Source organism: Pseudomonas soli, assembly GCF_900110655.1.
Classification (GTDB): domain Bacteria; phylum Pseudomonadota; class Gammaproteobacteria; order Pseudomonadales; family Pseudomonadaceae; genus Aquipseudomonas; species Aquipseudomonas soli.
Genome location: NZ_FOEQ01000006.1, coordinates 293,666 through 317,905, shown reverse-complemented (window position 1 = coordinate 317,905; position 24,240 = coordinate 293,666). Strand labels below are relative to the sequence as shown.

Below are 24,240 nucleotides of genomic sequence, written 5' to 3'. Positions count from 1 at the left end.
TCAGCGCTCCGTGGTCTTGCGGATTTCTTTTTCGTCCATCCACTCGGCCAGGCCGCTTTCCACGTCGATCAGCTGCAGGCTGAACTTGTAGAACACGTCCTTGTAGTCGCTGCTGCGCTTGACGATCGAGCTGATCGAGCCTTCCAGGCGGTATTTGGCGGCTATCATGTTGCCGGTCTTGGCCACGGTCTTCTTCTTGTACAGGCCGCTCTGGTTCTGCAGCTTGAGCTGGTCGACCTGGCTCTGCATGTCGGTGTTGTCGCTGGCGAAGCGGGCGGCGCCGGATTTCATCAGCTGGGTCTTGATCGAGGTGGTGATCTCGCGGGTGTCGATGTACTCGCTGGTCTTGTTCTTCACGTCGTACACCTGCACCACCGGGCGGCCGTGCAGCACGCCGGACTGGGCCAGCGAGCGGGTCATGCTCTCGGCTATCATCTGCAGGTCGGTGGAGCCGAACTCGTTGGTCACCAGTTCGACGGCCTTGCTGTCGCCGTAGCTGATGTTCTTGCCGCCGAGAACCGGCGAAGGGGTGCTGCAGCCGCTGACCAGGGCGATGGCGAGGGCGGCGAGGGAAAGGCGTGCAAACATCGAACGTGCTCCTGAAAGGGGGTTACCGGGTGTGGACTTCGAGGCGGAAGTCACGGGCTGCGGGGGTCGGTGCGATGGCGGGCAGGAACTTGGCCTGCTTGCCGTACAGCGGCAGGGCCTTCCAGCTCTCTTCATCGGCCACCGGGAAACCATCGCTGCCCAGCCAGGCGAAGCGGTAGAACAGGGTCTGGTTGCTGCGGCTGCTGTTGGTCAGCGCCACGTTGACGGTGAGATAGCCGTTTTCGCGGGCGACGCGCATCTGGCCGATCTCGATGTCATCCAGCTGGCCCATGGTCACCACCTTGCTGGCGGCGCTGCCCGGGGCAGGGGGCGGGGTGGCGCAGCCGGCCAGGAGGGCGACGGCGGCCAGGGCGAGGCATGTTTTGCGCATGTTCGATCCTTGGGTTACTTGAGGCTGGCGACAGCAGTGGCTGCGGCCTGCGGGGCGACTTCGACGGACGGGCCGCCAGCGAACACGCGGTTGCCGACCACGCGCAGGCTGACCACCTGGTAGGGGCGATCGACTTTCACCGTGACCTGGGTACCGCCGAGGCTCGACGGCAGGCTCACGTGGTGTTCGCCCTGCTTGAGGCGTACACGGGCCACCTGGGTTTCGTTTGGCAGGGTGCGCCAGGTACGGGTATCGGCACCTTCCAGCACGGTGGAGGCAATGCCCACCACCAGCCCGGCCATCGGGTTGGTCTGGTTCAAGTTCTTCTGCGCCACGCCGCGGCTGATGGCGCGCACGCTGGTGCGCAGGATGATGCCAGGCATGTCGTCGCGCAGGGCGCGGCGTGACATGGCAGTGGTGCTGTTGAGCGCGGTCAGGGCCAGGACCTTGTCGTTGAGCTGAATCTCGCTCAGGTGCGCGGTCGAAGTGTCCTCCCTGATGATCGGGAACGACAACGGAGTGATCACCAGGTTGTCCTGGATCGGCAGTGGCAGCGGGATGCGGATCGAATCACGAGCCGGGGCCAGGCCGGTCTGTACCACGATCAGCACGTCGCTTTCACCGGCCTTGGCGCTGTTCTTGTCCAGCTCCAGCAGCGCCTGGTCCAGCAGCGGGGTATTCGGGCGCAGCTCGGCGGCCTTGCGGTAACCCGGCGCGGCCAGGCCCTTCTCGCCGAGGGCTTCGTAGACATAGCCGGACAGGTAATGGCTGAAGGCGCTCTGGTAGCTGTTCTTCAGGCCGACCACCTCAGGGGCGTCGAGGCTGGCGACCGGGTAACCCTGCAGGTCCTTGTATTCGGTCTTGATGCCTTCCTTCTCGGCCTCTTCCTCGCGCTTGAGGTATTCCTTGTCGCGCAGCTCGGCGATGATCGCCTCACGCTCGTGGGTCTTCTTGATCTCGGTGCGGGCGCCGTCGAAGTCGTTCTGCGCCAGCAGGTTCAAGGCCATTTGCGTGGTCAACATGACTTTTTCGTAGTCGTAGCCTTCGTAGCGGCGCACCTTGTCGTTGACCAAGTAGCTGCCAAACTGGCTCAGGTACTTGTCGGTGTCGAGCTTGACCGACTCTTCCCACTGGAACACCACGCTGTCGGCCGAGCGCCAGGCGTCCTGGCTGCCCTTGAGGTCGCCCTTGGAGCGCAGCAGCTCGCCTTTCTCGAAGTAGTAGAGCAGGTCTTTCTTGTCGCCCTTGTTGTTGCTTTCCAGCAGGGCGAGGGCGGCGTCGACATTGCCGGCGGCCAACTGCTTGTTGGTCTCCTGCAGTTCGCTGTCGTAGCTGCGGAACACCGAGCAGCCGGTAAGCTGCACGGCGGCGACCAGGGTCGCCAGGGTGAGGGCGCGGGATACCATCGGACTTCTTCTTTCCCTGAAACGGTTGGCCGCGTGGGCGGGGGCGGCAGATCCCTCTGTTTTATCGCCAGAACCTCTCGATGGAGGCGCCTTGATTGCTAATGGCTATTACGGCGGCGCGGAATTATACCCAAAGTAGTAGCTATGTGATGGCGAATTGCTTCGCATTTTCTGCAGGCGTGCCATCGGTCGAAAAAGCGCTTTCCAGGCTGTTGACAGGTCAATTTGTCGCAAGATTTTTCATGAAATCTGCCAGTGAGCCTTGAGCGGGAGAGAGTGGAAGTGAACAATGTTCTCTTTCGTATTTCCGTCGAGATTGGCCATGATTTCCCGTTCCCGTCTGCTTGCCTGGCTGCCTGCCCTGTTGCTTGGCCCGGTGATGGCGCTGTGCAGCACCCCGACGCTGGCCGAAGCACCCGCCGAGGCGACCAAGGCGTTGCATCTGCTGGATTACATCGGTGCCGACTACCCACCGACCGTGCGCGACGGCAAGGTGGTGGACGACGGGGAATACCGCGAGCAACAGGAGTTCAGCGGGGTGCTGGCCGAGCTGGTCAAGGGGCTGCCCGAGCATGCCGAGCGCGGCGCGCTGGAGCAGGGTGTCCAGAGCCTGCGCCAGGCCATCGACCAGCGTCAGGATGGCGCCGGCGTTGCCCGTCAGGCCCGCCAGCTGGGTGCGCGGCTGGCCGTGGCCTACGAGGTAAGCCAGGCACCGGTGATCACCCCGGACCCGGCCCGCGGCGCATCGCTGTATGCCCAGAATTGCTCGATCTGCCACGGCGATACCGGGCTGGGCGATGGCCCGGCCGGCGTCGGCCTGGAGCCTGCGCCGGCCAACCTGCGCGATGCCGCGCGCCTCGACCAGCTCAGCCTGTTCGACCTGTACAACACCCTCGGGCTGGGCATCGAGGGCACCGAGATGCCCTCGTTCGCTGACCAGCTCGACGAGCGCCAACGCTGGGACGTGGCGGCCTACATCGCCAGTTTCACCGCCGATCCGCAGGCGGCAAAGAGCGACAAGACCTGGAACCTCGCCGACCTGGCCCGGCAGACCCCGGCCGAGGTTGCCGCCAATGAAGGCGCAAACGCCGTGGGCGCGTTCCGCGCCCAGCGGGCGCAACCGCCGCAGGTCAAGCGTGGCCCGGCGCAGCTGCTCGAGTACACCTCCAGCACCCTGGACAAGAGCCTGGCGGCTTACCGTGCCGGCGACCACGACCAGGCCTACGACTTGTCGGTGGCGGCTTACCTGGAAGGCTTCGAGCTGGTGGAAAGCTCGCTTGACAACATCGACACCCAGGCCCGCAAGGACACCGAGAAGTCGCTGATGGCCTACCGTCAGTCGCTGCAGGACGGCCTGCCGGTGGCCCAGGCCGAACAGCGCCTGGCTGAAGCCAAGGTCAAGCTCGAACAGGCCTCGAAGCTGCTGGGCAGCGATGGCCTTAGCTGGTCGTTGAGCTACATCTCCGGCCTGCTGATCCTGCTGCGCGAGGGCCTGGAGGCGATCCTGGTGCTGGCGGCGATCCTCGCTTTCCTGCGCAACACCGGCCAGCAGTCTGCGGTGCGTAGCGTCAACGTCGGCTGGGCCCTGGCGCTGGTCGCCGGTTTCGCCACCTGGGCCCTGGCGGCCTACGTGATCGATGTCGGTGGCGCGCAGCGTGAGCTGCTCGAAGGCTGCACGGCTTTGTTCGCCGCGGTGATGGTGCTGTGGCTCGGCGTGTGGATGCACGACCGCCGCCACGCGGCCGCCTGGCAGGACTACATCAAGAGCAGCCTGGTCAGTGGCGGCGGGCGCTTCGGCTTTGCCGTGCTGGCGTTCTTCTCGGTGTATCGCGAGTTGTTCGAGGTGATCCTGTTCTACGAGACCCTGTGGCTGCAGGCCGGGCCGGCTGGCCACCAGGCGGTTCTGGCAGGCGGTGCCACGGCGCTGGTGCTGCTGGTGGGCCTGGCCTGGGTGATCCTGCGCGGCTCGGCCAAGCTGCCGCTGTCGCTGTTCTTCAGCATCAACGCGGCTTTGCTCTGTGCGCTGTCGGTGGTGTTCGCCGGGCATGGCGTCAAGGCGCTGCAGGAGGCCGGCGTCCTGGGTACGCGGCCGGTGGCGTTCTTCGAGTTCGACTGGCTGGGGATCCACGCCGATCTCTACTCACTGAGCGCGCAGGCGGTGGCGTTGCTGGCTATCGTGTTCCTCTATGGGCGCAGCCGCTTGGCCGAGAAGCGCCGGGCGGCGGCCAGCTGAGTCTGTGCAGTGGGAAGGGGTGGTGTGCCGCCACCCCGCCCCGCAATGAGGCTGGGGCTGGCATAATGTCCGCCCGGAGCACAGGATTAATCTCATGCGTGTATGGATCGATGCCGACGCCTGCCCCAAGGCGGCCAAGGACCTGATCGTCAAGTTCGCCCTCAAGCGCAAGCTGGAGGTGGTGATGGTGGCCGGCCAGCCGCAGATCAAGCCGGCTTTCGCCTGCGTGCGGCTTATCGTGGTGCCCAGCGGCATGGACGCGGCCGACGACTACCTGGTGGACAACGCCGAGCCCGGCGAGCTGGTGATTTGCAGCGACGTGCCGCTGGCCGACCGCCTGATCAAGAAAGGCGTAGCCGCGCTGGACCCGCGTGGCCGCGAGTTCGACGAGCGCAACATGGGCGAGCGCCTGGCGGTGCGCAACCTGTTCACCGAACTGCGCGAGCAGGGGCAGGTGGGTGGCGGGCAGGCACCTTATGGCGAACGCGAGAAGCAGGCGTTCGCCAATGCCCTGGACCGGATTCTGGGACGGCTTTCCAAGCGTTGAGTACGTGGGGTTGCCGGTTCCCGCATGTGTAGGTGATCCTGTGGGAGCCGGCTTGCCGGCGATGGCCTGCGTAGCAGGCCTTCGAGGCCTTACTTGTCACCCTCGTGGGTCAGCTCCAGCACCCGATCCACCAACTTGTAGATGCCACCCGCCGCCTCGCTGATCGACTTGGCCAGCATGTACGCCGGGGTAGTCACCAGCTTGCGCTGGGTATCTTCGACGATGTCATGCACATCGCACTCTTCATGGGTGCCGCCCATCTTCACCACCGCCGCGCTGGTATCGGCGTCAGTGCCGATGGTGCAGACCACGCCCGGCCCATAGATCTTCGCCGCCAGGGCCGGCGAGATGCAGATCAGCCCGACCGGCTTGCAGGCGCCGGCAAAGGCCTCGGCCAGCGCCAGCACGTCCGGTTGCACGGTGCAGTTGGCGCCTTCGACGGCAAAGTTCGACAGGTTCTTCGCCGCGCCGAAGCCTCCCGGCACGATCAGGGCGTCGAAGTCCTCGACCTTGGCTTCGCGAATGTCCTTCACCTCGCCACGGGCGATGCGCGCCGACTCCACCAGCACATTGCGCGATTCGGGCATCTCTTCCCCGGTCAGGTGGTCGATCACATGCATCTGCGCGATGTTCGGCGCGAAGCACTGCACCTGGGCGCCGCGCTGGTCCAGGCGCAGCAGGGTGATCACGCTCTCGTGGATTTCGGCGCCGTCGTACACGCCGCAACCGGACAGAATCACCGCAACTTTTTTCGTCATGCTCAATACTCCAGTGTCGAGGCGCTAAATGTCCTCTAGTTTGGCAGATGTAGCCATGGGATTTGCCCCAGTGCGGGCCTAATCTTCGTGGACAACCTTGGAGGGGGCCGTTCATGGACCTGATTCTGCTGGCCGTGCCGTTCTTCTTCGTGCTGATCGCGGTGGAGCTGATCGCCGACCGCGTACGCGGGCGCCGCAACTACCAGCTTGCCGACTCGATCAACAGCCTGAGCACCGGTGCGCTGTCCACCAGCACCGGCCTTCTGACCAAAGGGGTGGGGCTGATCACCTATGCCGTGGCCTGGGAGCACCTGGCCTGGCTGCGGCTGCCGGCGGGTGCCTGGTGGGTGTGGGTGGTCGCTTTCGTGCTCTACGACCTCTGCTATTACTGGCTGCACCGCCTGGGCCACGAGCGCAACGTTTTGTGGGCCGCGCACTCGGTGCATCACCAGAGCGAGGAGTACAACCTCACCACCGCCTTGCGCCAGACCAGCAGCGGTTTTCTGTTTTCCTGGATCTTCTACCTGCCGCTGGCGTTGCTGGGCGTGCCGCCCCTGGTGTTCCTCACCGTGGCCTCGCTGAACCTGCTCTACCAGTTCTGGGTGCACACTCGCCATGTGCCCAAGCTGGGCTGGCTCGAGTGGATTTTCATTACGCCGTCCAACCATCGCGTCCACCATGCGCAGAATCCTCTGTACTTGGATCGCAACTACGGCGGCGTGTTCATAATCTGGGACCGGCTGTTCGGCACCTTCCAGGAAGAGGACGATCGCGAGCCGGTGATCTTCGGCGTGACCACGCCTTTGGCGAGCTGGAACCCGCTGTGGGCCAACGTGCAGTTCTACGCCCAGCTGTGGGACGACGCCCGGCGAACGGCCCGTTGGTGGGACAAGCTGCGTATCTGGTTCATGCCCACTGGCTGGCGGCCAGCGGACGTGACCGCCGCTTATCCACAGGCCAAGCAGGACCTCGCCGCGTTTCGCAAGTTCGCGATCCCGCTGGGCGGTGCACAGCAGTTGTACGTCACGGCGCAGTTCGCGGTCTACGTGGCGTTGGGCAGTTATCTGATGGAGATGGCGGACCAGGTGACGCCCGCAGCCCTGGCATTGGGCTGGACGGTAATGGCGTTCGGGCTGTTCGTGCTGGGCGTGGCGCTCGAGGATCGACCCTGGGCAGCGCGCCTGGAGCTGGCGCGCCTGCTATCGAATGCGCCAGCGCTGTACCTGGCCGGCGCGTTGGGCTTAGTGCTGGTCACGCCCCTGTTCTGGCTGCTGCTCCTGGGTTACAGCCTGCTCAGCCTCGGCGGCCTGGCCCTCTGCCGCCGCGCGACGCTCGGCGCGGCTGTTGCGAAAGCGCCGGCGCAGCCAGAGCGCGAGGCCCAGCACCAGCAGGCCGCCGAGCACCCATAGCTCGTATTTCTTGATGCTGCCCAGCATGCCTTCGAGTATGGCGCCGAAGTGATAGGCGGCCAGGCCCAGGGCCAGGGCCCAGACTGCGGCGCCGATGCCGTTGAGCAGCAGGTAGCGGCGTGGCGGGTAGCCGGACAGGCCGATGGCCACCGGCATCACCGTGCGCAGGCCGTAGACGAAGCGGAAGCTCAGCACCCAGATGTCCGGATGGCGGCGGATATGCTCCAGCGCGCGGTCGCCCATGGCTTGCCAGCGAGGCTTGCGGGCGAGGATCTTGCGCCCGTGGCGTCGACCCATGAAATACCACAACTGGTCACCGGCATAACTGCCACAGAAGGCCACCAGGACCACCAGCTTGATATCCATGTATTCGCGAAACGCAAGAAACCCTGCGAGCACGAGGATGGTCTCGCCTTCGAAGAACGTGCCGAGAAAAAGGGCAAAGTAGCCGAAATCGTTCAGGAATTGTTGAAGCATTTTCTGGCGTGCTGGCGAAATGAACGCGCAGCCTACCCCTTCGGGCGCGTTCGGGAAAGTGTCCAAATGTGTCTCGACGTGAACAATTCCTACAAGGACAATGACTGCGGCCACAAGTCGCAGGGTTGCCCTCGGGTGTCACACAGGCGTCATAATGGCCGCTTATAACTGTCGCGCTCGCCCGCCTGCGCGGGCTCAGGAGTCTGCCGTGAGCTTTACCCCCGCCAATCGTCTGTTTCCTGCCACCCGTCTGCGTCGCAACCGTCGGGACGAATTCTCCCGTCGTCTGGTTCGCGAAAACACCCTGACTGTCGATGACCTGATTCTTCCGGTATTCGTACTGGACGGCGAGGGCCGCCGCGAAGAAGTGCCGTCCATGCCGGGCGTCGAGCGCCTGTCGATCGACCTGCTGCTGGAAGCCGCGCAGGCTTGGGTAGAGCTGGGCATTCCGGCGCTGGCGCTGTTCCCGGTGACCCCGACCGAAAAGAAATCCCTCGATGGCGCCGAAGCCTGGAACCCGGACGGCATCGCCCAGCGTGCCACCCGCGCCCTGCGTGCCCGCTTCCCGGAACTGGGGGTGATCACCGACGTGGCCCTTGACCCGTTCACCACCCACGGTCAGGACGGCATCCTCGATGAGGAAGGCTATGTGCAGAACGACATCACCGTCGACGCCCTGGTGCGTCAGGCGCTGTCCCATGCCGAGGCCGGCGCCCAGGTGGTCGCCCCGTCGGACATGATGGACGGCCGTCTCGGCGCGATCCGTGAAGCCCTCGAAGTGGCCGGCCACGTCAACGTGCGCATCATGGCCTACTCGGCCAAGTACGCCAGTGCCTACTACGGCCCATTCCGTGATGCGGTCGGCTCGGCGCTGAACCTGGGCAAGGCCAACAAGGCCTCCTACCAGATGGATCCGGCCAACAGCGACGAGGCCCTGCACGAAGTGGCCACCGACCTTGCCGAAGGCGCCGACATGGTCATGGTCAAGCCGGGCATGCCGTACCTGGACATCGTTCACCGGGTGAAGACCGAGTTCAAGGTGCCGACCTTCGTCTATCAGGTCAGCGGCGAGTACGCCATGCACATGGCCGCGATCCAGAACGGCTGGCTCAGCGAAGCCGTGATCCTCGAATCCCTCACCGCATTCAAACGGGCAGGCGCCGATGGCATCCTGACCTATTTCGCCGTGCGTGCCGCTCAAATGATGAGAGGGCAGTAACGCTCTCCAGGAACGTCAGATGAATAACGAAGTGCTCAACCCTGTCGCGATCAAGGATGCCCAGGCCGTGCCCGAAGAAATGGTGCAGACCCCGCCCGACCTGCCGGCGGTAGCGCAGCCGGAACCTGTCGCTGAAGCCGCCCCGGCCCCTGTGCCTGCGCCGGCCCCGGCGATCGCCGTGCCGAGCCTGGACGACAGCAGCCTGTACATTCATCGCGAGCTTTCGCAGCTGCAGTTCAATATCCGCGTGCTGGAGCAGGCGCTGGACGAGTCGTACCCGCTGCTCGAGCGCCTGAAGTTCCTGTTGATCTTCTCCAGCAACCTGGACGAGTTCTTCGAAATCCGTGTGGCGGGCCTGAAGAAGCAGATCAACTTCGCCCGCGAACAGGCCGGCGCCGATGGCCTGCAGCCGCACCAGGCGCTGGCGCGGATCAGCGAGCTGGTGCACCTTGAAGTGGATCGGCAGTACGCGATCCTCAACGACGTGCTGCTGCCGGAGCTGGAAAAACACGCCATTCGCTTCATCCGGCGCCGTTACTGGACACCCAAGCTCAAGACCTGGGTACGACGCTTCTTCCGCGACGAGATCGCGCCGATCATCACCCCGATCGGCCTCGACCCGACCCACCCGTTCCCGTTGCTGGTGAACAAGAGCCTGAACTTCATCGTCGAGCTCGAGGGTGTCGACGCCTTCGGCCGCGATTCGGGCTTGGCGATCATCCCGGCACCGCGCCTGCTGCCGCGGGTAATCCGGGTGCCGGAAGACGTCGGCGGGCCTGGCGACAACTATGTGTTCCTGTCGTCGATGATCCATGCCCATGCCGATGACCTGTTCCAGGGCATGAAGGTCAAGGGCTGCTACCAGTTCCGCCTGACCCGTAACGCCGACCTGGCGCTGGACTCGGAAGAGGTCGACGACCTCGCCCGTGCCCTGCGCGGCGAGTTGTTCTCGCGCCGCTACGGCGATGCCGTGCGCCTCGAGGTAGCCGATACCTGCCCCAAACACCTCTCCGACTATCTGCTCAAGCAGTTCAGCCTGAGCGAGAGCGAACTGTACCAGGTCAACGGCCCGGTCAACCTGACCCGTCTGTTCAGCATCACCGGGCTCGACAGCCACCCCGAGCTGCAGTACACGCCGTTCACCCCGGCGATCCCCAAGCTGCTGGTGAACGCCGACAACATCTTCAGTGTGATCGGCAAGCAGGACATCCTGCTGATGCACCCGTTCGAATCGTTCACCCCAGTGATCGACCTGCTGCGTCAGGCCGCCAAGGACCCGCACGTGCTTGCCGTGCGCCAGACGCTCTATCGCTCGGGTGCCAACTCGGAGATCGTCGACGCCCTGGTGGACGCGGCGCGTAACGGCAAGGAGGTCACGGCAGTGATCGAATTGCGCGCACGCTTCGACGAAGAGTCCAACCTGCAGATGGCCAGCCGCCTGCAGGCCGCCGGCGCGGTGGTGATCTACGGGGTGGTCGGTTTCAAGACCCACGCCAAGATGATGCTGATCCTGCGCCGCGAGCAGGGCGAGATCGTCCGTTACGCACACCTGGGCACCGGCAACTACCACGCCGGCAACGCCCGCCTGTACACCGACTACAGCCTGCTGACCTCCGACGACGCCCTCACCGAGGACGTCGGCAAACTGTTCAGCCAGTTGATCGGCATGGGCAAGACCCTGCGCATGAAGAAGCTGCTGCACGCGCCCTTCACCCTGAAAAAGGGCATGCTCGACATGATCGCCCGGGAGACCCAGTTCGCCCTGGAGGGCAAGCCTGCGCACATCATCGCCAAGTTCAACTCGCTGACCGACGCCAAGATCATCAAGGCGCTGTACAAGGCCAGCCAGTCGGGCGTGCGCATCGACCTGGTGGTGCGTGGCATGTGCTGCCTGCGTCCGGGTATACCGGGGGTGTCGCACAACATCCATGTGCGCTCGATCATCGGCCGCTTCCTCGAGCATACCCGGGTGTTCTACTTCCTCAATGGCGGCGAGGAGCAGATCTACCTGTCCAGTGCCGACTGGATGGAGCGCAACCTCGACAAGCGTGTCGAGACCTGCTTCCCGGTGGAAGGCAAGAAGCTGTTGCTGCGGGTCAAGAAGGAGCTGGAAGGGTACCTGACCGACAACACCCAGGCCTGGACCCTGCAACCGGACGGGCGCTACGTGCGCAGCACCCCGACCGGCAACCAGAATCCGCGCAGTGCCCAGGCGACCCTGCTGGAGCGCCTGAGCAACCCGGTCCTCAACGTACGCTGAGAACGAAGCCGACCCGGGCCAGCCACTCCGCCTCGTTGGCGAAGTCGGCCTGGGTCAGCTGGTTTTCTTCCAGCCAGTTTCCAGGGAAGATCACTTCCAGGCTGTTGTCGCCGGCCTGCAGCACCACTTTCGGCATCTGCTGGGTGCCGCGGATGTGATGGAAGAGGATGGCGAAGCGCAGCAGCACGCACAGGCGGATCAGCTTGATGCCTTCGTCGCCGAACTCGGCGAACTTGTCCTTGGGAATGTTGCGGCGATGGCCGCGCACCAGCAGGGCCATCATCTGCTGGTCCTCGCGGGAGAAGCCGGACAGGTCGGAGTGCTCGATCAGGTAGGCACCGTGCTTGTGGTAGTGGTAATGGGCGATGTCCAGGCCCACTTCGTGCACTTTCGCCGCCCAGCCAAGAAGATCGCGCCAGTTGCCGTCCTCGAGGTCCCATGCCTTGGCCACTTGGTCGAAGGCGTGCAGCGCCTTGCGCTCGACCCGTGCGGCCTGGCCCTGGTCGACGTGGTAACGCTCCATCAGCGAGTTCAGGGTGCGCTCGCGCACATCTTCGTGATGGTGGCGGCCCAGCAGGTCGAACAACACGCCTTCGCGCAGGGCACCGTCGCAGTGTTCCATACGCTGCAGCTCCAGCGCATCGAAGATCGCCTCGAGGATGGCCAGGCCTGCGGGGAAAATGGTTCGGCGATCGGGCTTGACCCCTTCGAAGTCGATCTTGTCGGTCTCGCCCAGCTTGAACAGCTTGCGCTTGACCCAGGCCAAGCCCTCGGCGTTGACCTCGCCATTACCCAGTCCGCCGGACTTGATGGCGGCGCCGATGGCGCGGATGGTCCCGGACGAGCCGATGGCCTCATCCCAGGTCAGGCGGTGCAGGGCGTTCTCGATGCTCATCAGCTCCAGGCGCGCGGCGGTGTAGGCCTGTGCGTAGCGCGCCGGGGTAATCTTGCCGTCGCGGAAATAACGCTGGGTGAAGCTGACGCAGCCCATTTGCAGGCTTTCGCGCAGCAGCGGCTCGAAACGCTGGCCGATGATGAACTCGGTGCTGCCGCCGCCGATGTCGGCAACCAGGCGCTTGCCCGGGGTGTCGGCCAGGGTGTGGGACACGCCCAGGTAGATCAGGCGCGCCTCTTCACGGCCGGAAATGACCTCGACCGGGTGGCCGAGGATGGCCTCGGCGCGCTGGATGAATTCGTTGCGGTTGCGTGCTTCGCGCAAGGCGTTGGTGCCGACGATGCGCACCGCGCCCTGGGGCATGCCGTTGATCAGCTGGGCGAAGCGCTTGAGGCATTCCAGTCCGCGTTGCATGGCTTCTTCGCTGAGCTTGCGCTCATCGTCGATGCCGGCGGCGAGCTGAACCTTTTCTCCAAGCCTTTCGAGGATGCGGATTTCCGTATGATGGGCCTTGGCCACGACCATGTGGAAGCTGTTGGAGCCCAGGTCGATGGCGGCGATCAGAGACAGGTTCTTCGCGGTGGTATGCGGCATGGTCTGGAGGTTCTCGGTCGTTAACCCGGCAATCGTGCCACGATCGTGGTCCTACGCCAACGAGCGGCACTGCAAGGCTTGATGCATGGCAATGTCATAGCAATGTTATGACCGTGATATGACAGTTTCGATTCGTGGCGTCTTGCACAACTATAGTTACACTCAATCGTCTGTGGCTTCCTGTCGCGCCTGGGTGCGGCTATGATGGGCAACGTTTTTTTGTGCTTACGACCTGGAGATATCCATGAGCAGCGATCTTATCAAACATGTCACCGACGCTACCTTCGAAGCCGAAGTCCTGCAGGCTCAAGGTGCGGTACTGGTCGACTACTGGGCTGAATGGTGCGGTCCATGCAAGATGATCGCTCCGGTTCTGGACGACATCGCCACTGAATACGAAGGCAAGGTGACCATCGCCAAGCTGAACATCGACGAAAACCAGGAAACCCCGGCCAAGCACGGCGTGCGTGGCATCCCGACGCTGATGCTGTTCAAGAACGGCAACGTCGAGGCCACCAAGGTCGGCGCGTTGTCCAAGTCGCAGCTCAAAGCGTTCCTCGACGCCAGCCTGTGATGTGAAGAAGCCCCGCAAATGCGGGGCTTTTCTTTATCTGTTGTAGGTGGTTTTCCTGAGGGCTGGCGAGCCCCGGCCTTGCGGCCATCCAGTCGGATGGCCCCGTAAAACACTGGCCAAAACCACTAGACGTCGAAAAAAGCAAGTGTTACATTCGGCCTCGCACTGCTTCTCCAGTGCCCTCTGCACGCCGTCGCCGAAGCATCCCTAATTCGAATCAGTACGCGATCCTGTCGCCATCTAGCGGCGCGGCCTCATTAAGCCAACTGCTTAATTTTTCCCTTCCTTACATGATTACGTCACTCCCCTTATGAACCTGACAGAACTCAAGCAAAAGCCGATTACCGATCTTTTGGAAATGGCCGAACAGATGGGCATCGAAAACATGGCCCGTTCGCGCAAACAGGACGTGATTTTCGCCCTGCTGAAAAAGCATGCGAAAAGCGGCGAAGAGATCTCGGGTGACGGCGTGCTGGAGATTCTCCAGGATGGTTTCGGTTTCCTGCGTTCGGCGGATGCCTCTTACCTGGCCGGCCCTGACGACATCTACGTTTCGCCCAGCCAGATCCGTCGCTTCAACCTGCGCACCGGCGACACCATCGTCGGCAAGATCCGCCCACCGAAGGAAGGCGAGCGTTACTTCGCGCTGCTGAAGGTCGATACCATCAACTTCGACCGTCCGGAAAACGCGAAGAACAAGATCCTGTTCGAAAACCTGACGCCGCTGTTCCCGAACAAGCGCCTGAAGATGGAAGCCGGTAACGGCTCCACCGAAGACCTCACCGGTCGCGTCATCGACCTGTGTGCCCCGATCGGCAAAGGCCAGCGTGGCCTGATCGTCGCACCGCCGAAAGCCGGTAAGACCATCATGCTGCAGAACATCGCGGCCAACATTACCCGCAACAACCCCGAGTGCCACCTGATCGTCCTGCTGATCGACGAGCGCCCGGAAGAAGTGACCGAGATGCAGCGCACCGTGCGCGGCGAAGTGGTCGCCTCGACCTTCGACGAGCCGCCGACCCGCCACGTGCAGGTCGCCGAGATGGTCATCGAGAAGGCCAAGCGCCTGGTCGAGCACAAGAAAGACGTGGTCATCCTGCTCGACTCCATCACCCGTCTGGCGCGTGCCTACAACACCGTGATCCCGAGCTCTGGCAAGGTGCTGACCGGTGGTGTCGATGCCCACGCCCTGGAGAAGCCGAAGCGCTTCTTCGGTGCCGCCCGTAACATCGAGGAAGGCGGTTCGCTGACCATCATCGCCACCGCGCTGGTCGAGACCGGCTCGAAGATGGACGAAGTGATCTACGAAGAGTTCAAGGGTACCGGCAACATGGAGCTGCCCCTGGACCGCCGCATCGCCGAGAAGCGTGTGTTCCCTGCCATCAACATCAACAAGTCCGGTACCCGCCGCGAAGAGCTGCTGACCGCCGACGACGAACTGCAGCGCATGTGGATCCTGCGCAAGCTGCTGCACCCGATGGACGAAATCGCCGCCATCGAGTTCCTGGTCGACAAGCTCAAGCAGACCAAGACCAACGATGAGTTCTTCCTGTCGATGAAGCGCAAGTAAGCTTCCCGGCCAGGTACTGAAAGGGGCTGCTTTGCAGCCCATCGCCGGCAACGCGGCGATGGGATCGCGAAGCGGCCCCTTTTCATTTTTTGCCCCCAAACAAGGCGTGAACGGCGCTACACTCTGCACCCCGACCGATACGCCCAACACGAGGCCTTTGCATGCAGTATCGCGATCTGCGCGACTTCATTCGTGGCCTGGAACAGCGCGGTGAACTCAAGCGCATCCAGGTTCCCATCTCCCCAGTTCTGGAAATGACCGAAGTCTGCGACCGCACGCTGCGCGCCAAGGGCCCGGCCTTGCTCTTCGAAAAGCCCACTGGGTTCGATATGCCGGTGCTGGGCAACCTGTTCGGCACCCCCGAGCGCGTGGCCATGGGCATGGGCGCCGAGTCGACCGAAGAGCTGCGCGAGATCGGCAAGCTGCTGGCGTTTCTCAAGGAGCCCGAGCCGCCGAAGGGCCTGAAGGACGCCTGGTCGAAGCTGCCGATCTTCAAGAAGGTCGTGTCCATGGCGCCGAAGGTGGTCAAGGACGCGGTATGCCAGGAAATCGTGGTCGAAGGCGATGACGTTGACCTCGGCCAGCTGCCGATCCAGCACTGCTGGCCGGGCGATGTTGCGCCGCTGATCACCTGGGGCCTGACCGTGACTCGCGGGCCGAACAAGGAACGCCAGAACCTGGGCATCTATCGCCAGCAGGTGATTGGCCGCAACAAGGTGATCATGCGCTGGCTGAGCCACCGCGGCGGGGCGCTGGACTACCGCGAATGGTGCGAGAAGCATCCTGGCCAGCCGTTCCCGGTAGCCGTGGCGTTGGGCGCGGACCCGGCGACCATCCTCGGTGCCGTGACCCCGGTCCCGGACACGCTTTCCGAATACGCCTTCGCTGGCCTGTTGCGTGGCAATCGCACCGAACTGGTCAAGTGCCGTGGCAACGACCTGCAGGTACCGGCTACCGCCGAGATCATCCTCGAAGGCGTGATCCACCCCGGCGAGATGGCCCCGGAAGGCCCGTACGGCGACCACACCGGCTACTACAACGAAGTGGACAGCTTCCCGGTGTTCACCGTCGAGCGCATCACCCACCGGCAAAAGCCGATCTACCACAGCACCTACACCGGCCGGCCGCCGGATGAGCCGGCGATTCTCGGCGTGGCGCTGAACGAAGTGTTCGTGCCGATCCTGCAGAAGCAGTTCCCCGAGATCACCGACTTCTACCTGCCGCCGGAAGGCTGCTCGTACCGCATGGCGGTGGTGACCATGAAGAAGCAGTACCCGGGCCATGCCAAGCGCGTCATGCTGGGTGTGTGGTCGTTCCTGCGACAGTTCATGTACACCAAGTTCGTTATCGTCACCGACGACGATATCAACGCCCGCGACTGGAACGATGTGATCTGGGCCATCACCACGCGCATGGACCCCAAGCGTGATACGGTGATGATCGACAACACCCCCATCGACTACCTCGACTTCGCGTCGCCGGTATCGGGGCTGGGGTCGAAGATGGGCCTGGACGCCACGCACAAATGGCCGGGCGAGACTACACGCGAATGGGGCCGGGTCATCGTCAAGGACGAGGCCGTCACCCGCCGTATCGATGAGTTGTGGGACCAGTTGGGAATAGATTGATGCAGGTAACCTTGCAGCCTTCCGGGGCGGTACTGGCGGTCGAACCGGGTGAAAGGATTCTGGATGCGGCACGGCGCCTGGGCTATGACTGCCCGAGCAGCTGCCGCAACGGCAACTGCCATGTATGTGCCGCGCTGCTGGTGGAAGGCAGTGTTCGCCAGGAAGGCCAGGTGCGCGATCACGGTGAGCTGTTCACCTGCATCGCCGAGCCGCTGGAGGACTGTGTGTTGCTGTGGGATGGTGTGCTGGCCCTGGGCGAGCTGCCGCTGCGCAAGCTGGCCTGTACCGTGACCGAGTGCGTCGAGATCGGTGGCGATGTCTGGCGCGTGCGCCTGCGCGCGCCGGCCGGCAAGCCGCCCCGCTACCACGCCGGGCAATATCTGATGATCGAGCGCGAGGGTATGGACAAGGCGGCTTTTTCGCTCGCTTCGGCGCCCCACGGTGGGCGTGAGCTGGAGTTGCATGTGCTGGCCCGCGAAAGCAGTGCCGTGCAGTTGATCAAGCAGTTGCAGCGCAATGGCCTGGCCCGCATCGAACTGCCATTTGGTGATGCTCACCTGGCGGAGTTGCCGGATGGCCCGCTGGTACTGATCGCCGCCGGGACCGGCATGGGGCAGATGCACAGCCTGATCGAGCACTGCCGGGCGCAGGGCTTCAAGCACCCGGTGCACTTGTACTGGGGTGTACGCCGGCCTGAAGACTTCTACCAGATCGAGCACTGGGCTGAGTGGGAGCGTCTGCCGAACCTGTTCCTGCACAAAGTGGTCAGCGATCTGTGCGGTTGGGAGGGGCGCTGTGGCCTGCTCCACGAAGCGGTATGCGAGGACATCGGCGACCTGAACCAGGTGCATGTCTATGCCAGTGGCTCGCCGAACATGGTCTACGCCACCCTCGATGCATTGGTCGAGGCCGGCATGGATGCCCACCGCATGCGGGCTGACGTGTTTGCCTACGCGCCACGCGGCTGAAGTCACCCGGCACGCTGCAAGGGAGTGTCGGGTTTAATAACCAAGTTTTTTCTGTTGGTTACATGGTGGGGATTGTTACCGGTGCGGGTAATAAGTTTCGCTATACTCGGACTATTAGTTTCCGTTCAGCGGATGCTTTAATGAAATCCTGTTTTCGGGGTTGAGTGCAAAGAGCGATTTGCCTTACGTTAGGCGCCAGGTAAATCGCCGGGCAAGCCCGTTCCCATGCGATCCTGGCGGGCCTTTGTGGAAGCGGGCTTGCTCCGCGATAGCATCCGAACAGGCACGGCAATACCTGCACTTTGGTAGTTCTCAGGAATTAATGGCGGCAGCTCATGTCGACGCTTGAAAGTTCATCCTGGCAAATAGCCTATCCGCCGTCACTCGACTTCGGGCAGCAGTTGACCCGTGAACAACTGCAGTGTTCGATGCAGGAAACCATGTCCCAGCACGAAGGCGGCCCGGTCTGGCTGTTTGCCTATGGTTCGCTGATCTGGCGCCCCGAATGCAACTCGGTCGAGCGGCAGCGGGCGCGGGTGCATGGTTATCACCGCGGCCTCTACCTGTGGTCCCACGAACACCGTGGTACACCGGAGTGCCCAGGCCTGGTGTTCGGCCTGGACCGTGGCGGCTCCTGCAGCGGCTTTGCCTTCCGTCTGGACGAAACCAACCTGCACGACTCGCTCATGGCCCTGTGGCAGCGTGAGATGCCGTTCCCGGCCTATCGTCCGCATTGGCTGAGCTGCCGCCTGGGCGATGGCAGCAAGGTGCAGGCGCTGGGTTTTGTGCTGGAGCGGCACCTGCCGTGCTACGCGGGCAACCTGCCGGACACCCTGCTCAGCCAGATCCTCGCCAGCGCCAAGGGGCGCTACGGCACCACGCGCGATTACGTGGAGCAGACCCTCAACGCCCTACGCAGCCACCAGATGCCCGATCGCAACCTGGAAGCGCGCTTCAGGCGTTGCCACAACCTGCGCGAGGTGTGAGCCCCGCGCATCGGCTTCACTCCTGGCCGGCGGCGGTGCCGAGGAACTTGCGCAGGAACTGGCGTGTGCGCTCTTCCTTCGGGTTGGCGAACAGTGCCTTGGCCTCGCCCTGCTCGACGATCACGCCCTTGTCGAAGAAGATCACCCGGTTGGCGACATCGCGGGCGAAGCTCATCTCGTGGGTGACGATGATCATGGTGCGCTTTTCCTCGGCCAGGCTACGGATGGTCTCCAGCACTTCACCGACCAGTTCGGGGTCGAGCGCCGAAGTGGGCTCGTCGAACAGGATCACTTCCGGCTCCATGGCCAGGGCCCGGGCGATGGCCACCCGTTGCTGCTGGCCGCCGGACAGGCGCCTGGGGTAGGCGTCTTCCTTGCCCGCCAGGCCGACCTTGGCCAACAGGCGCCTGGCCAGCTCGATGGCCTTGTCGCGGGGCGTCTTCTTGACGATCACCGGCCCTTCGATGACGTTTTCCAGGGCGGTGCGGTGCGGGAACAGGTTGAAGTTCTGGAACACGAACCCGGCCTGTTGGCGCAGGCGGCGGATAGCACCCTGTTGGCCGCCGAGCGGACGGTTGGCATCGATGCTGATATCGCCGATCTGGATGCGCCCGGCATCGGGGGTTTCCAGCAGGTTCAGGCAGCGCAGGAAAGTGGTCTTGCCCGAGCCGCTGGGGCCGATGATGGCCACCACTTCGCCGGGCTGCACGCTCAGGTCGATGCCGTTGAGCACGGTCTGGCCCTTGAACTGCTTGGTCAGGCCTTCTACTACGATCATCTCAGTGCTCCTGGTCGTGCTGGTTGACCCGCGCTTCCATGCGGTTCTGGAAGTGCGCCAGGATGCTGCAGAGGATCCAGTAGACCACCGCGACAGCCAGGTACATGGTGAAGACCTCGAAGGTCCGTGCGGTGATCAGCTGTGCCTGGCGGAATAGCTCGGGCACCTGGATGGTCGCCGCCAGGGCGGTGTCCTTGACCAGCGAGATGAAACTGTTGCCCAGCGGAGGCAGGGCAGTGCGCAGGGCTTGCGGCAGGATCGCCCGGCGCATGGCCTGGGTGCGGGTCATGCCGATGCTGGCTGCGGCTTCCCACTGGCCAAGGTCGATCGAGGAGATTGCCGCGCGGAGGATTTCGCAGACATAGGCCGCCATGTTCAGTGACAGGCCGATCAGCGAGGCGGGGATCGGATCGAGCTCGATGCCGATCTGCGGCAGGCCGAAGTAGATCACGAACAGCTGCACCAGCAGCGGCGTGCCGCGGAAGAACGACACATAGATGCGCGCCAGCCAGTCCAGCGGCAGGATCTTCGACAGCCGCATCAGCGCCAGGGCAAAGCCCAGCACCAGGCCGAAGAACATGCCACCGACGCTGAGCAGCACGGTATAACCCGCACCCTTCAACAGGAAGGGCGCGGAATCGACAACGAGTTGCAGGCTTTCAGCGATCATTTGGTGACATCGGCACCGAAGTATTTTTCGGACAGCTTGGCCAGCGAGCCGTCGGCCTTGAGCTTGTCGATGGCCTTGTTCAGCGCATCGAGCAGTTCAGGTTCGCCTTTGCGCAAGGCCACGCCCGATTCCAGCTTGGAGAATTTCTCGCCAGCGAGTGCGGTCGGTTTCTTGTCCTTGGCGGTTTTCTGGACGTACTCGAGTGCAGCCAGGCGATCGATCAGGATGGCGTCGATACGACCGTTGCGCAGGTCGGCGAACTTGGTCGGGTCATCTTCGTAGGTGCGCACATCGGCTGTCGGCACATCCTGTTTGACCCATTGCTCATAGTTGGTGCCCAGGCCGACACCGACCTTCTTGCCACCGAGATCGGCGGCAGTCTTGATGTTTTTCTCGTTGTCACTGCCCTTGAGTACCAGGGCCTGAATGCCGGAAACGGTGTACGGCTCGGAAAAATCGTACTTCTTCTTGCGATCCTCGGAGATGGTCACCTGGTTAATCACCACGTCGAGGCGCTTGGATTCCAGTGCAGCGAGGATGCCGTCCCACTTGGTCGGCTGGACCTTGGCCTTGACCCCCAGCTCCTTGGCCAGCAACTCGGACAGCTCGACCTCGAAGCCGGTCAGCTTGCCGTTTTCGTCCTGGAAGCTGAACGGTGGATAGGTGCCTTCCAGGCCGACGTTGATCACGCCTTTTTCCTGGATGGTCTTCAACTGCTCGCCGGCAAAGGCCTGGCCGAGCAAGCCGGCGCCGAGCAGGAGCGCCAGGCTGGCGTTGAGAAGGGGTTTGGCGAATTTGGTCATGGCATGCCCCGCGCTTGTTGTGGAAGTAGTGAGGTGGCGACTATAGAGGTGGGCTTCATAGGCCGGGAAATAATAAAAAATCAGGTTATTATTCCAAATCTGCAAATTGCAGCGGCTTATACCCGACTTAGCTCAGGATGGAATAAAGCGTTGTTTTTTCCAAGAGGCAGATTTGACGTATCGTGTTTTGCACCTCCTTGTAGGAGCGTATGCATACCGAGAAAGCCGCCTGGCAGGAGAAACACCGTGAGCGAACAACCATCAACCGGGCACTGGCAGTTGCAGGGTATCGTCAGTGGCCTGCGCAACGCCCGCGAGCAGTGGCGCAGCAGCAATGGCCGCAGCAGCGGCGAGCAGGGCGGGCGCGAACTGCCGTCGCGCGAGGCGCTGCGGCAAATCCTCGAGCAGCTTTGCGGCGCGCTGTTCCCGATGCGCCTAGGGCCGGTGGACCTGCGCGAGGAGAGCGAGGACTTTTATGTGGGCCATACGCTCGACGCTGCGCTGACCGCGCTGTTGGCCCAGGCACGCCTGGAGCTGCGCTATGCGGCGCGTCATGGCAAGACTGATGTGATCGATGTCGATACCCACGCCCTGCGTCTGATCCAGGACTTCGCCGCAGCCCTGCCGGCGCTGCGCGTGCTGCTGGACACCGACGTACTCGCCGCCTACCACGGCGACCCGGCGGCGCGCAGCGTAGACGAGGTGCTGCTGTGCTACCCGGGCATCCTGGCGATCATCCACCACCGGCTGGCCCATCACCTGTACCGGGCCGGCCTGCCGCTGCTGGCGCGGATCAGTTCGGAGCTGGCGCACTCGGCCACCGGCATCGATATCCATCCCGGTGCGCAGATCGGCCCTGGCTTCTTCATCGACCACGGCACAGGCGTGGTAATCGGTGAGACCGCGATCATCGGCGAGCGGGTGCGTATCTACCAGGCGGTGACCCTGGGCGCCAAGCGCTTCCCCAGCGACGAGTCCGGCACCTTGCACAAGGGCCTGGCGCGGCACCCGATCGTCGAGGACGACGTGGTGATCTACGCCGGCGCGACCATCCTCGGGCGTATCACCATCGGCAAGGGTTCGACCATTGGCGGCAACGTCTGGCTGACCCGCAGCGTGCCGGCTGACAGCAACATTACCCAGGCGAACCTGCAGCTCGATTGCGAGGGCAAGAAAGCCCTCTAGCTCTAGGCTTATGAGGCGTGGCGGCGGGACTTCCCGCCACCACCTCGATCACGCCCTGGAGCGGCATCGGGTCGCATTGAAATCCAATCCATGTTTAACTTGAACGCTTGTTCAACGAAAAACGCTGGTCCATTGCCGGTGTTCAAAAGGAGGAATCGCCTTTGCTGAACCCGTTCAATCCGAACCTCACGTCCCGTGACGAGGTGCCCGTTCAATGAGTGCACCGACCCCCGACCTTGCCAACGGCAAGATCCGCATGAACCCCCCCGTGTTCTATTTCGCGGCAAGCTTCATCCTCATTTTCGGCTTGATCGTCATCGCTCAGCCCCAGGCTGCCGGCGAGTGGTTGCTGGCAGCGCAGAACTGGGCGGCCAACACGGTCGGCTGGTACTACATGCTGGCCATGACCCTGTACCTGGTCTTCGTGGTGGTCACCGCCTTGTCGGGCTACGGCAAGATCAAGCTCGGCGCCGACCATGACGAGCCCGAGTTCAGCTACCTGTCCTGGGCCGGCATGCTGTTCGCCGCCGGCATCAGCATCACGCTGTTCTTCTTCTGCGTCTCTGAACCTCTGACCCACATGCTCCAGCCGCCCCAAGGCGAGGCGGGCACGGCCGAGGCCGGGCGCCAGGCGATGCAGATCCTGTTCCTGCACTGGGGCCTGCACGGCTGGGGTGTGTTCGCCTTCGTCGGCATGGCGCTCGCCTACTTCGCCTACCGCCACAACCTGCCACTGGCCCTGCGCTCGGCGCTGTACCCGCTGATCGGCAAGCGCATCAACGGGCCGATCGGCTACGCGGTGGATGGCTTTGGCATTATCGCCACGGTATTCGGCCTGGGCGCCGACATGGGCTTTGGCGTGCTGCACCTGAACGCAGGCCTGGACTACCTGTTCGGCATCAGCCACAGCCAATGGGTGCAGGTGATCCTCATCACCCTGATGATGGGCGCGGCCGTGGCCGTGGCGGTCGCCGGGGTGGAGAAGGGCGTGCGGGTGATGAGCGACATCAACCTGTTCCTGGCCTGCGCGCTGCTGCTGTTCGTGTTGTTCGCCGGGCCCACCCAGCACCTGTTCAACACCCTGATCCAGAACCTCGGTGACTACCTTGGCGCCCTGCCACGCAAGAGCTTCGATGTGTACGCCTACGGCGAGCAGCGCGACTGGCTGGGCGGCTGGACGGTGTTCTACTGGGCCTGGTGGATTGCCTGGGCGCCGTTCGTGGGGTTGTTCATCGCCCGTATCTCGCGGGGCCGGACCATCCGCGAGTTCGTCTTCGGCGTGCTGCTGATCCCGCTGGGCTTCACCCTGGCGTGGATGTCGATCTTCGGTAACAGCGCCCTTGACCAGGTGATCAACCACGGCATGACCGCGCTCGGCCAGTCAGCCCTCGACAACCCGTCGATGAGCTTGTACCTGCTGCTGGAAACCTACCCGTGGAGCAAGGCGGTGATAGCCGTGACGGTGTTCATCAGCTTTGTGTTCTTCGTCACTTCGGCCGACTCCGGCACCGTGGTGCTGTCGACGCTGTCGGCCAAGGGCGGTGGCGCCGACGAGGACGGCCCGAACTGGCTGCGGATCTTCTGGGGGGCGATGACCGCGCTGATTACCAGCAGCCTGCTGTTCGCCGGCAGCATCGATTCGCTGAAGTCGGCGGTGGTGCTGACCTCGCTGCCGTTCTCGCTGATCCTGCTGTGCATGATGTGGGGGCTGCACAAGGCCTTCTACCTGGAAAGCCAGCGGCAGATCGCGCAGATGCATTCGCTGGCGCCGTTCGCCCAGTCCCGGCGTGGGCGTGGCGGTTGGCGCCAACGCCTGAGCCAGGCGGTGCACTTCCCGTCTCGGGACGAGGTGTATCGCTTCATGGACGACGTGGTGCGCCCGGCGATCGCCGAAGTGCGCGAGGTGTTCGAGCAGAAGGGCCTGGTGCTGATCACCCAGGACGACCCGAGCCACGACAACGTCAGCCTGAAGATCGGCCATGGCGAGGAGCAGCCGTTCATCTACCAGGTGCAGATGCGCGGGTACTTTACGCCGTCGTTCGCCCTGGGCGGGCTGGGCACCCAGGACTTGAAGAACCGCCGCTACTACCGTGCGGAGGTGCATCTGTCCGAAGGCAGCCAGAACTACGACCTGGTGGGCTACAGCAAGGAGCAGATCATCAACGACATCCTCGACCAGTACGAGCGGCACATGCAGTACCTGCACCTGGTCAGGTAGATCGCTGGCGACGCTATGCGGCCCTTTCGCAGGCTCCCACAGGGTTGTTGCAAAACCTGTGGGAGCTGGCTTGCCAGCGAAAG

The 24,240-nt window shown here is 63.5% G+C and carries 20 protein-coding genes and 1 pseudogene; 12 read left to right on the top strand and 9 right to left on the bottom strand.

Going from position 1 to position 24,240, the window contains the following annotated elements; genetic code table 11:
- Genes lpoB through BMY03_RS15895 form a run of 3 tightly spaced genes read right to left on the bottom strand, consistent with a single transcriptional unit; the run spans nt 1 to nt 2,385 of the window.
- A complete protein-coding gene (gene lpoB, locus BMY03_RS15905) occupies nt 1-588 on the bottom strand; it encodes a penicillin-binding protein activator LpoB (RefSeq protein WP_023632455.1) in 588 nt (195 codons plus the stop codon).
- A gap of 22 nt (nt 589-610) precedes the next feature.
- Nucleotides 611-979, bottom strand: a complete 369-nt coding sequence (locus tag BMY03_RS15900) for a YcfL family putative periplasmic lipoprotein (protein ID WP_038707145.1) — start codon at nt 977-979, stop codon at nt 611-613.
- A gap of 14 nt (nt 980-993) precedes the next feature.
- Nucleotides 994-2,385 (bottom strand): COG3014 family protein, encoded by a 1,392-nt coding sequence (locus BMY03_RS15895; RefSeq protein ID WP_094011621.1) that lies wholly within the window; start codon nt 2,383-2,385, stop codon nt 994-996.
- Nucleotides 2,386-2,674: 289 nt separating this feature from the next.
- On the opposite strand from BMY03_RS15895, the gene BMY03_RS15890 reads away from it, so the two are divergent.
- Entirely contained in the window at nt 2,675-4,618 is a 1,944-nt protein-coding gene (locus BMY03_RS15890; protein WP_094011620.1) for a cytochrome c/FTR1 family iron permease, read from the top strand.
- Nucleotides 4,619-4,712: 94 nt separating this feature from the next.
- Nucleotides 4,713-5,165, top strand: a complete 453-nt coding sequence (locus tag BMY03_RS15885; RefSeq protein WP_023630873.1) for a YaiI/YqxD family protein — start codon at nt 4,713-4,715, stop codon at nt 5,163-5,165.
- 89 nt (nt 5,166-5,254) lie between these two features.
- Here the strand turns inward: BMY03_RS15885 and elbB are convergent, their stop codons facing one another.
- Nucleotides 5,255-5,923 carry an isoprenoid biosynthesis glyoxalase ElbB gene (elbB, locus tag BMY03_RS15880; protein WP_094011619.1) on the bottom strand — a complete coding sequence of 223 codons (669 nt, stop codon included), beginning with the start codon at nt 5,921-5,923 and terminating at the stop codon, nt 5,255-5,257.
- 113 nt (nt 5,924-6,036) lie between these two features.
- On the opposite strand from elbB, the pseudogene BMY03_RS26665 reads away from it, so the two are divergent.
- Nucleotides 6,037-6,663, top strand: a pseudogene (locus BMY03_RS26665) (sterol desaturase family protein); the annotation flags it as partial.
- 501 nt (nt 6,664-7,164) lie between these two features.
- Here the strand turns inward: BMY03_RS26665 and BMY03_RS15870 are convergent.
- Nucleotides 7,165-7,809 carry a DedA family protein gene (locus tag BMY03_RS15870; protein ID WP_081941314.1) on the bottom strand — a complete coding sequence of 215 codons (645 nt, stop codon included), beginning with the start codon at nt 7,807-7,809 and terminating at the stop codon, nt 7,165-7,167.
- A gap of 208 nt (nt 7,810-8,017) precedes the next feature.
- On the opposite strand from BMY03_RS15870, the gene hemB reads away from it, so the two are divergent.
- Nucleotides 8,018-9,028 (top strand): porphobilinogen synthase, encoded by a 1,011-nt coding sequence (gene hemB / locus BMY03_RS15865; protein WP_094011618.1) that lies wholly within the window; start codon nt 8,018-8,020, stop codon nt 9,026-9,028.
- A gap of 79 nt (nt 9,029-9,107) precedes the next feature.
- Nucleotides 9,108-11,288, top strand: coding sequence for a polyphosphate kinase 1 (gene ppk1, locus BMY03_RS15860; protein WP_371041541.1), 2,181 nt, complete (start codon nt 9,108-9,110; stop codon nt 11,286-11,288).
- Here ppk1 and ppx read toward each other — a convergent pair.
- Nucleotides 11,275-12,777: an exopolyphosphatase gene (ppx, locus tag BMY03_RS15855; protein WP_023630296.1), complete on the bottom strand. Its 1,503-nt coding sequence runs from the start codon at nt 12,775-12,777 to the stop codon at nt 11,275-11,277. The genes ppk1 and ppx overlap by 14 nt on opposite strands.
- A 244-nt stretch (nt 12,778-13,021) precedes the next feature.
- On the opposite strand from ppx, the gene trxA reads away from it, so the two are divergent.
- The 5 genes from trxA (at nt 13,022) to BMY03_RS15830 (ending at nt 18,503) form a co-directional block, all read left to right on the top strand.
- Nucleotides 13,022-13,351: a thioredoxin TrxA gene (trxA, locus tag BMY03_RS15850; protein ID WP_094011616.1), complete on the top strand. Its 330-nt coding sequence runs from the start codon at nt 13,022-13,024 to the stop codon at nt 13,349-13,351.
- A gap of 310 nt (nt 13,352-13,661) precedes the next feature.
- Entirely contained in the window at nt 13,662-14,921 is a 1,260-nt protein-coding gene (gene rho, locus BMY03_RS15845; protein WP_011536308.1) for a transcription termination factor Rho, read from the top strand.
- A gap of 161 nt (nt 14,922-15,082) precedes the next feature.
- On the top strand, nt 15,083-16,549 hold the full coding sequence (gene ubiD / locus BMY03_RS15840; RefSeq protein WP_023630294.1) for a 4-hydroxy-3-polyprenylbenzoate decarboxylase: 1,467 nt from the start codon (nt 15,083-15,085) through the stop codon (nt 16,547-16,549).
- Nucleotides 16,549-17,517, top strand: a complete 969-nt coding sequence (locus tag BMY03_RS15835; protein ID WP_038707150.1) for a CDP-6-deoxy-delta-3,4-glucoseen reductase — start codon at nt 16,549-16,551, stop codon at nt 17,515-17,517. The genes ubiD and BMY03_RS15835 overlap by 1 nt, the downstream gene beginning before the upstream one ends.
- A gap of 335 nt (nt 17,518-17,852) precedes the next feature.
- A complete protein-coding gene (locus BMY03_RS15830; RefSeq protein WP_094011615.1) occupies nt 17,853-18,503 on the top strand; it encodes a gamma-glutamylcyclotransferase in 651 nt (216 codons plus the stop codon).
- Nucleotides 18,504-18,519: 16 nt separating this feature from the next.
- On the opposite strand, the gene tcyN is transcribed toward BMY03_RS15830, so the two are convergent.
- From tcyN to tcyJ, 3 genes are read right to left on the bottom strand one after another with little or no spacing between them, the layout of a single operon-like run.
- On the bottom strand, nt 18,520-19,281 hold the full coding sequence (tcyN, locus tag BMY03_RS15825; RefSeq protein WP_094011614.1) for an L-cystine ABC transporter ATP-binding protein TcyN: 762 nt from the start codon (nt 19,279-19,281) through the stop codon (nt 18,520-18,522).
- Between the two features lies 1 nt (nt 19,282).
- Nucleotides 19,283-19,951, bottom strand: a complete 669-nt coding sequence (tcyL, locus tag BMY03_RS15820; RefSeq protein ID WP_094011613.1) for a cystine ABC transporter permease — start codon at nt 19,949-19,951, stop codon at nt 19,283-19,285.
- Complete coding sequence (gene tcyJ, locus BMY03_RS15815; protein WP_094011612.1) at nt 19,948-20,754, bottom strand: cystine ABC transporter substrate-binding protein; 807 nt, start codon at nt 20,752-20,754, stop codon at nt 19,948-19,950. Before tcyJ ends, tcyL begins: the two co-directional genes overlap by 4 nt.
- A 246-nt stretch (nt 20,755-21,000) precedes the next feature.
- On the opposite strand from tcyJ, the gene epsC reads away from it, so the two are divergent.
- Entirely contained in the window at nt 21,001-21,939 is a 939-nt protein-coding gene (gene epsC / locus BMY03_RS15810; protein ID WP_023630288.1) for a serine O-acetyltransferase EpsC, read from the top strand.
- Nucleotides 21,940-22,195: 256 nt separating this feature from the next.
- Nucleotides 22,196-24,157: a choline transporter BetT gene (gene betT, locus BMY03_RS15805; protein WP_167335944.1), complete on the top strand. Its 1,962-nt coding sequence runs from the start codon at nt 22,196-22,198 to the stop codon at nt 24,155-24,157.
- Nucleotides 24,158-24,240: the final 83 nt, after the last annotated feature.

Excerpts from the sequence above, each read along its gene's own strand:
- lpoB (WP_023632455.1), bottom strand. The coding sequence starts at position 588 with ATGTTTGCACGCCTTTCCCTCGCCGCCCTCGCCATCGCCCTGGTCAGC.
- BMY03_RS15900 (WP_038707145.1), bottom strand. The coding sequence starts at position 979 with ATGCGCAAAACATGCCTCGCCCTGGCCGCCGTCGCCCTCCTGGCCGGC.
- BMY03_RS15895 (WP_094011621.1), bottom strand. The coding sequence starts at position 2,385 with ATGGTATCCCGCGCCCTCACCCTGGCGACCCTGGTCGCCGCCGTGCAG.
- BMY03_RS15890 (WP_094011620.1), top strand. The coding sequence starts at position 2,675 with ATGTTCTCTTTCGTATTTCCGTCGAGATTGGCCATGATTTCCCGTTCC.
- BMY03_RS15885 (WP_023630873.1), top strand. The coding sequence starts at position 4,713 with ATGCGTGTATGGATCGATGCCGACGCCTGCCCCAAGGCGGCCAAGGAC.
- elbB (WP_094011619.1), bottom strand. The coding sequence starts at position 5,923 with ATGACGAAAAAAGTTGCGGTGATTCTGTCCGGTTGCGGCGTGTACGAC.
- BMY03_RS15870 (WP_081941314.1), bottom strand. The coding sequence starts at position 7,809 with ATGCTTCAACAATTCCTGAACGATTTCGGCTACTTTGCCCTTTTTCTC.
- ppk1 (WP_371041541.1), top strand. The coding sequence starts at position 9,108 with ATGGTGCAGACCCCGCCCGACCTGCCGGCGGTAGCGCAGCCGGAACCT.
- ppx (WP_023630296.1), bottom strand. The coding sequence starts at position 12,777 with ATGCCGCATACCACCGCGAAGAACCTGTCTCTGATCGCCGCCATCGAC.
- trxA (WP_094011616.1), top strand. The coding sequence starts at position 13,022 with ATGAGCAGCGATCTTATCAAACATGTCACCGACGCTACCTTCGAAGCC.
- rho (WP_011536308.1), top strand. The coding sequence starts at position 13,662 with ATGAACCTGACAGAACTCAAGCAAAAGCCGATTACCGATCTTTTGGAA.
- ubiD (WP_023630294.1), top strand. The coding sequence starts at position 15,083 with ATGCAGTATCGCGATCTGCGCGACTTCATTCGTGGCCTGGAACAGCGC.
- BMY03_RS15835 (WP_038707150.1), top strand. The coding sequence starts at position 16,549 with ATGCAGGTAACCTTGCAGCCTTCCGGGGCGGTACTGGCGGTCGAACCG.
- BMY03_RS15830 (WP_094011615.1), top strand. The coding sequence starts at position 17,853 with ATGTCGACGCTTGAAAGTTCATCCTGGCAAATAGCCTATCCGCCGTCA.
- tcyN (WP_094011614.1), bottom strand. The coding sequence starts at position 19,281 with ATGATCGTAGTAGAAGGCCTGACCAAGCAGTTCAAGGGCCAGACCGTG.
- tcyL (WP_094011613.1), bottom strand. The coding sequence starts at position 19,951 with ATGATCGCTGAAAGCCTGCAACTCGTTGTCGATTCCGCGCCCTTCCTG.
- tcyJ (WP_094011612.1), bottom strand. The coding sequence starts at position 20,754 with ATGACCAAATTCGCCAAACCCCTTCTCAACGCCAGCCTGGCGCTCCTG.
- betT (WP_167335944.1), top strand. The coding sequence starts at position 22,196 with ATGAACCCCCCCGTGTTCTATTTCGCGGCAAGCTTCATCCTCATTTTC.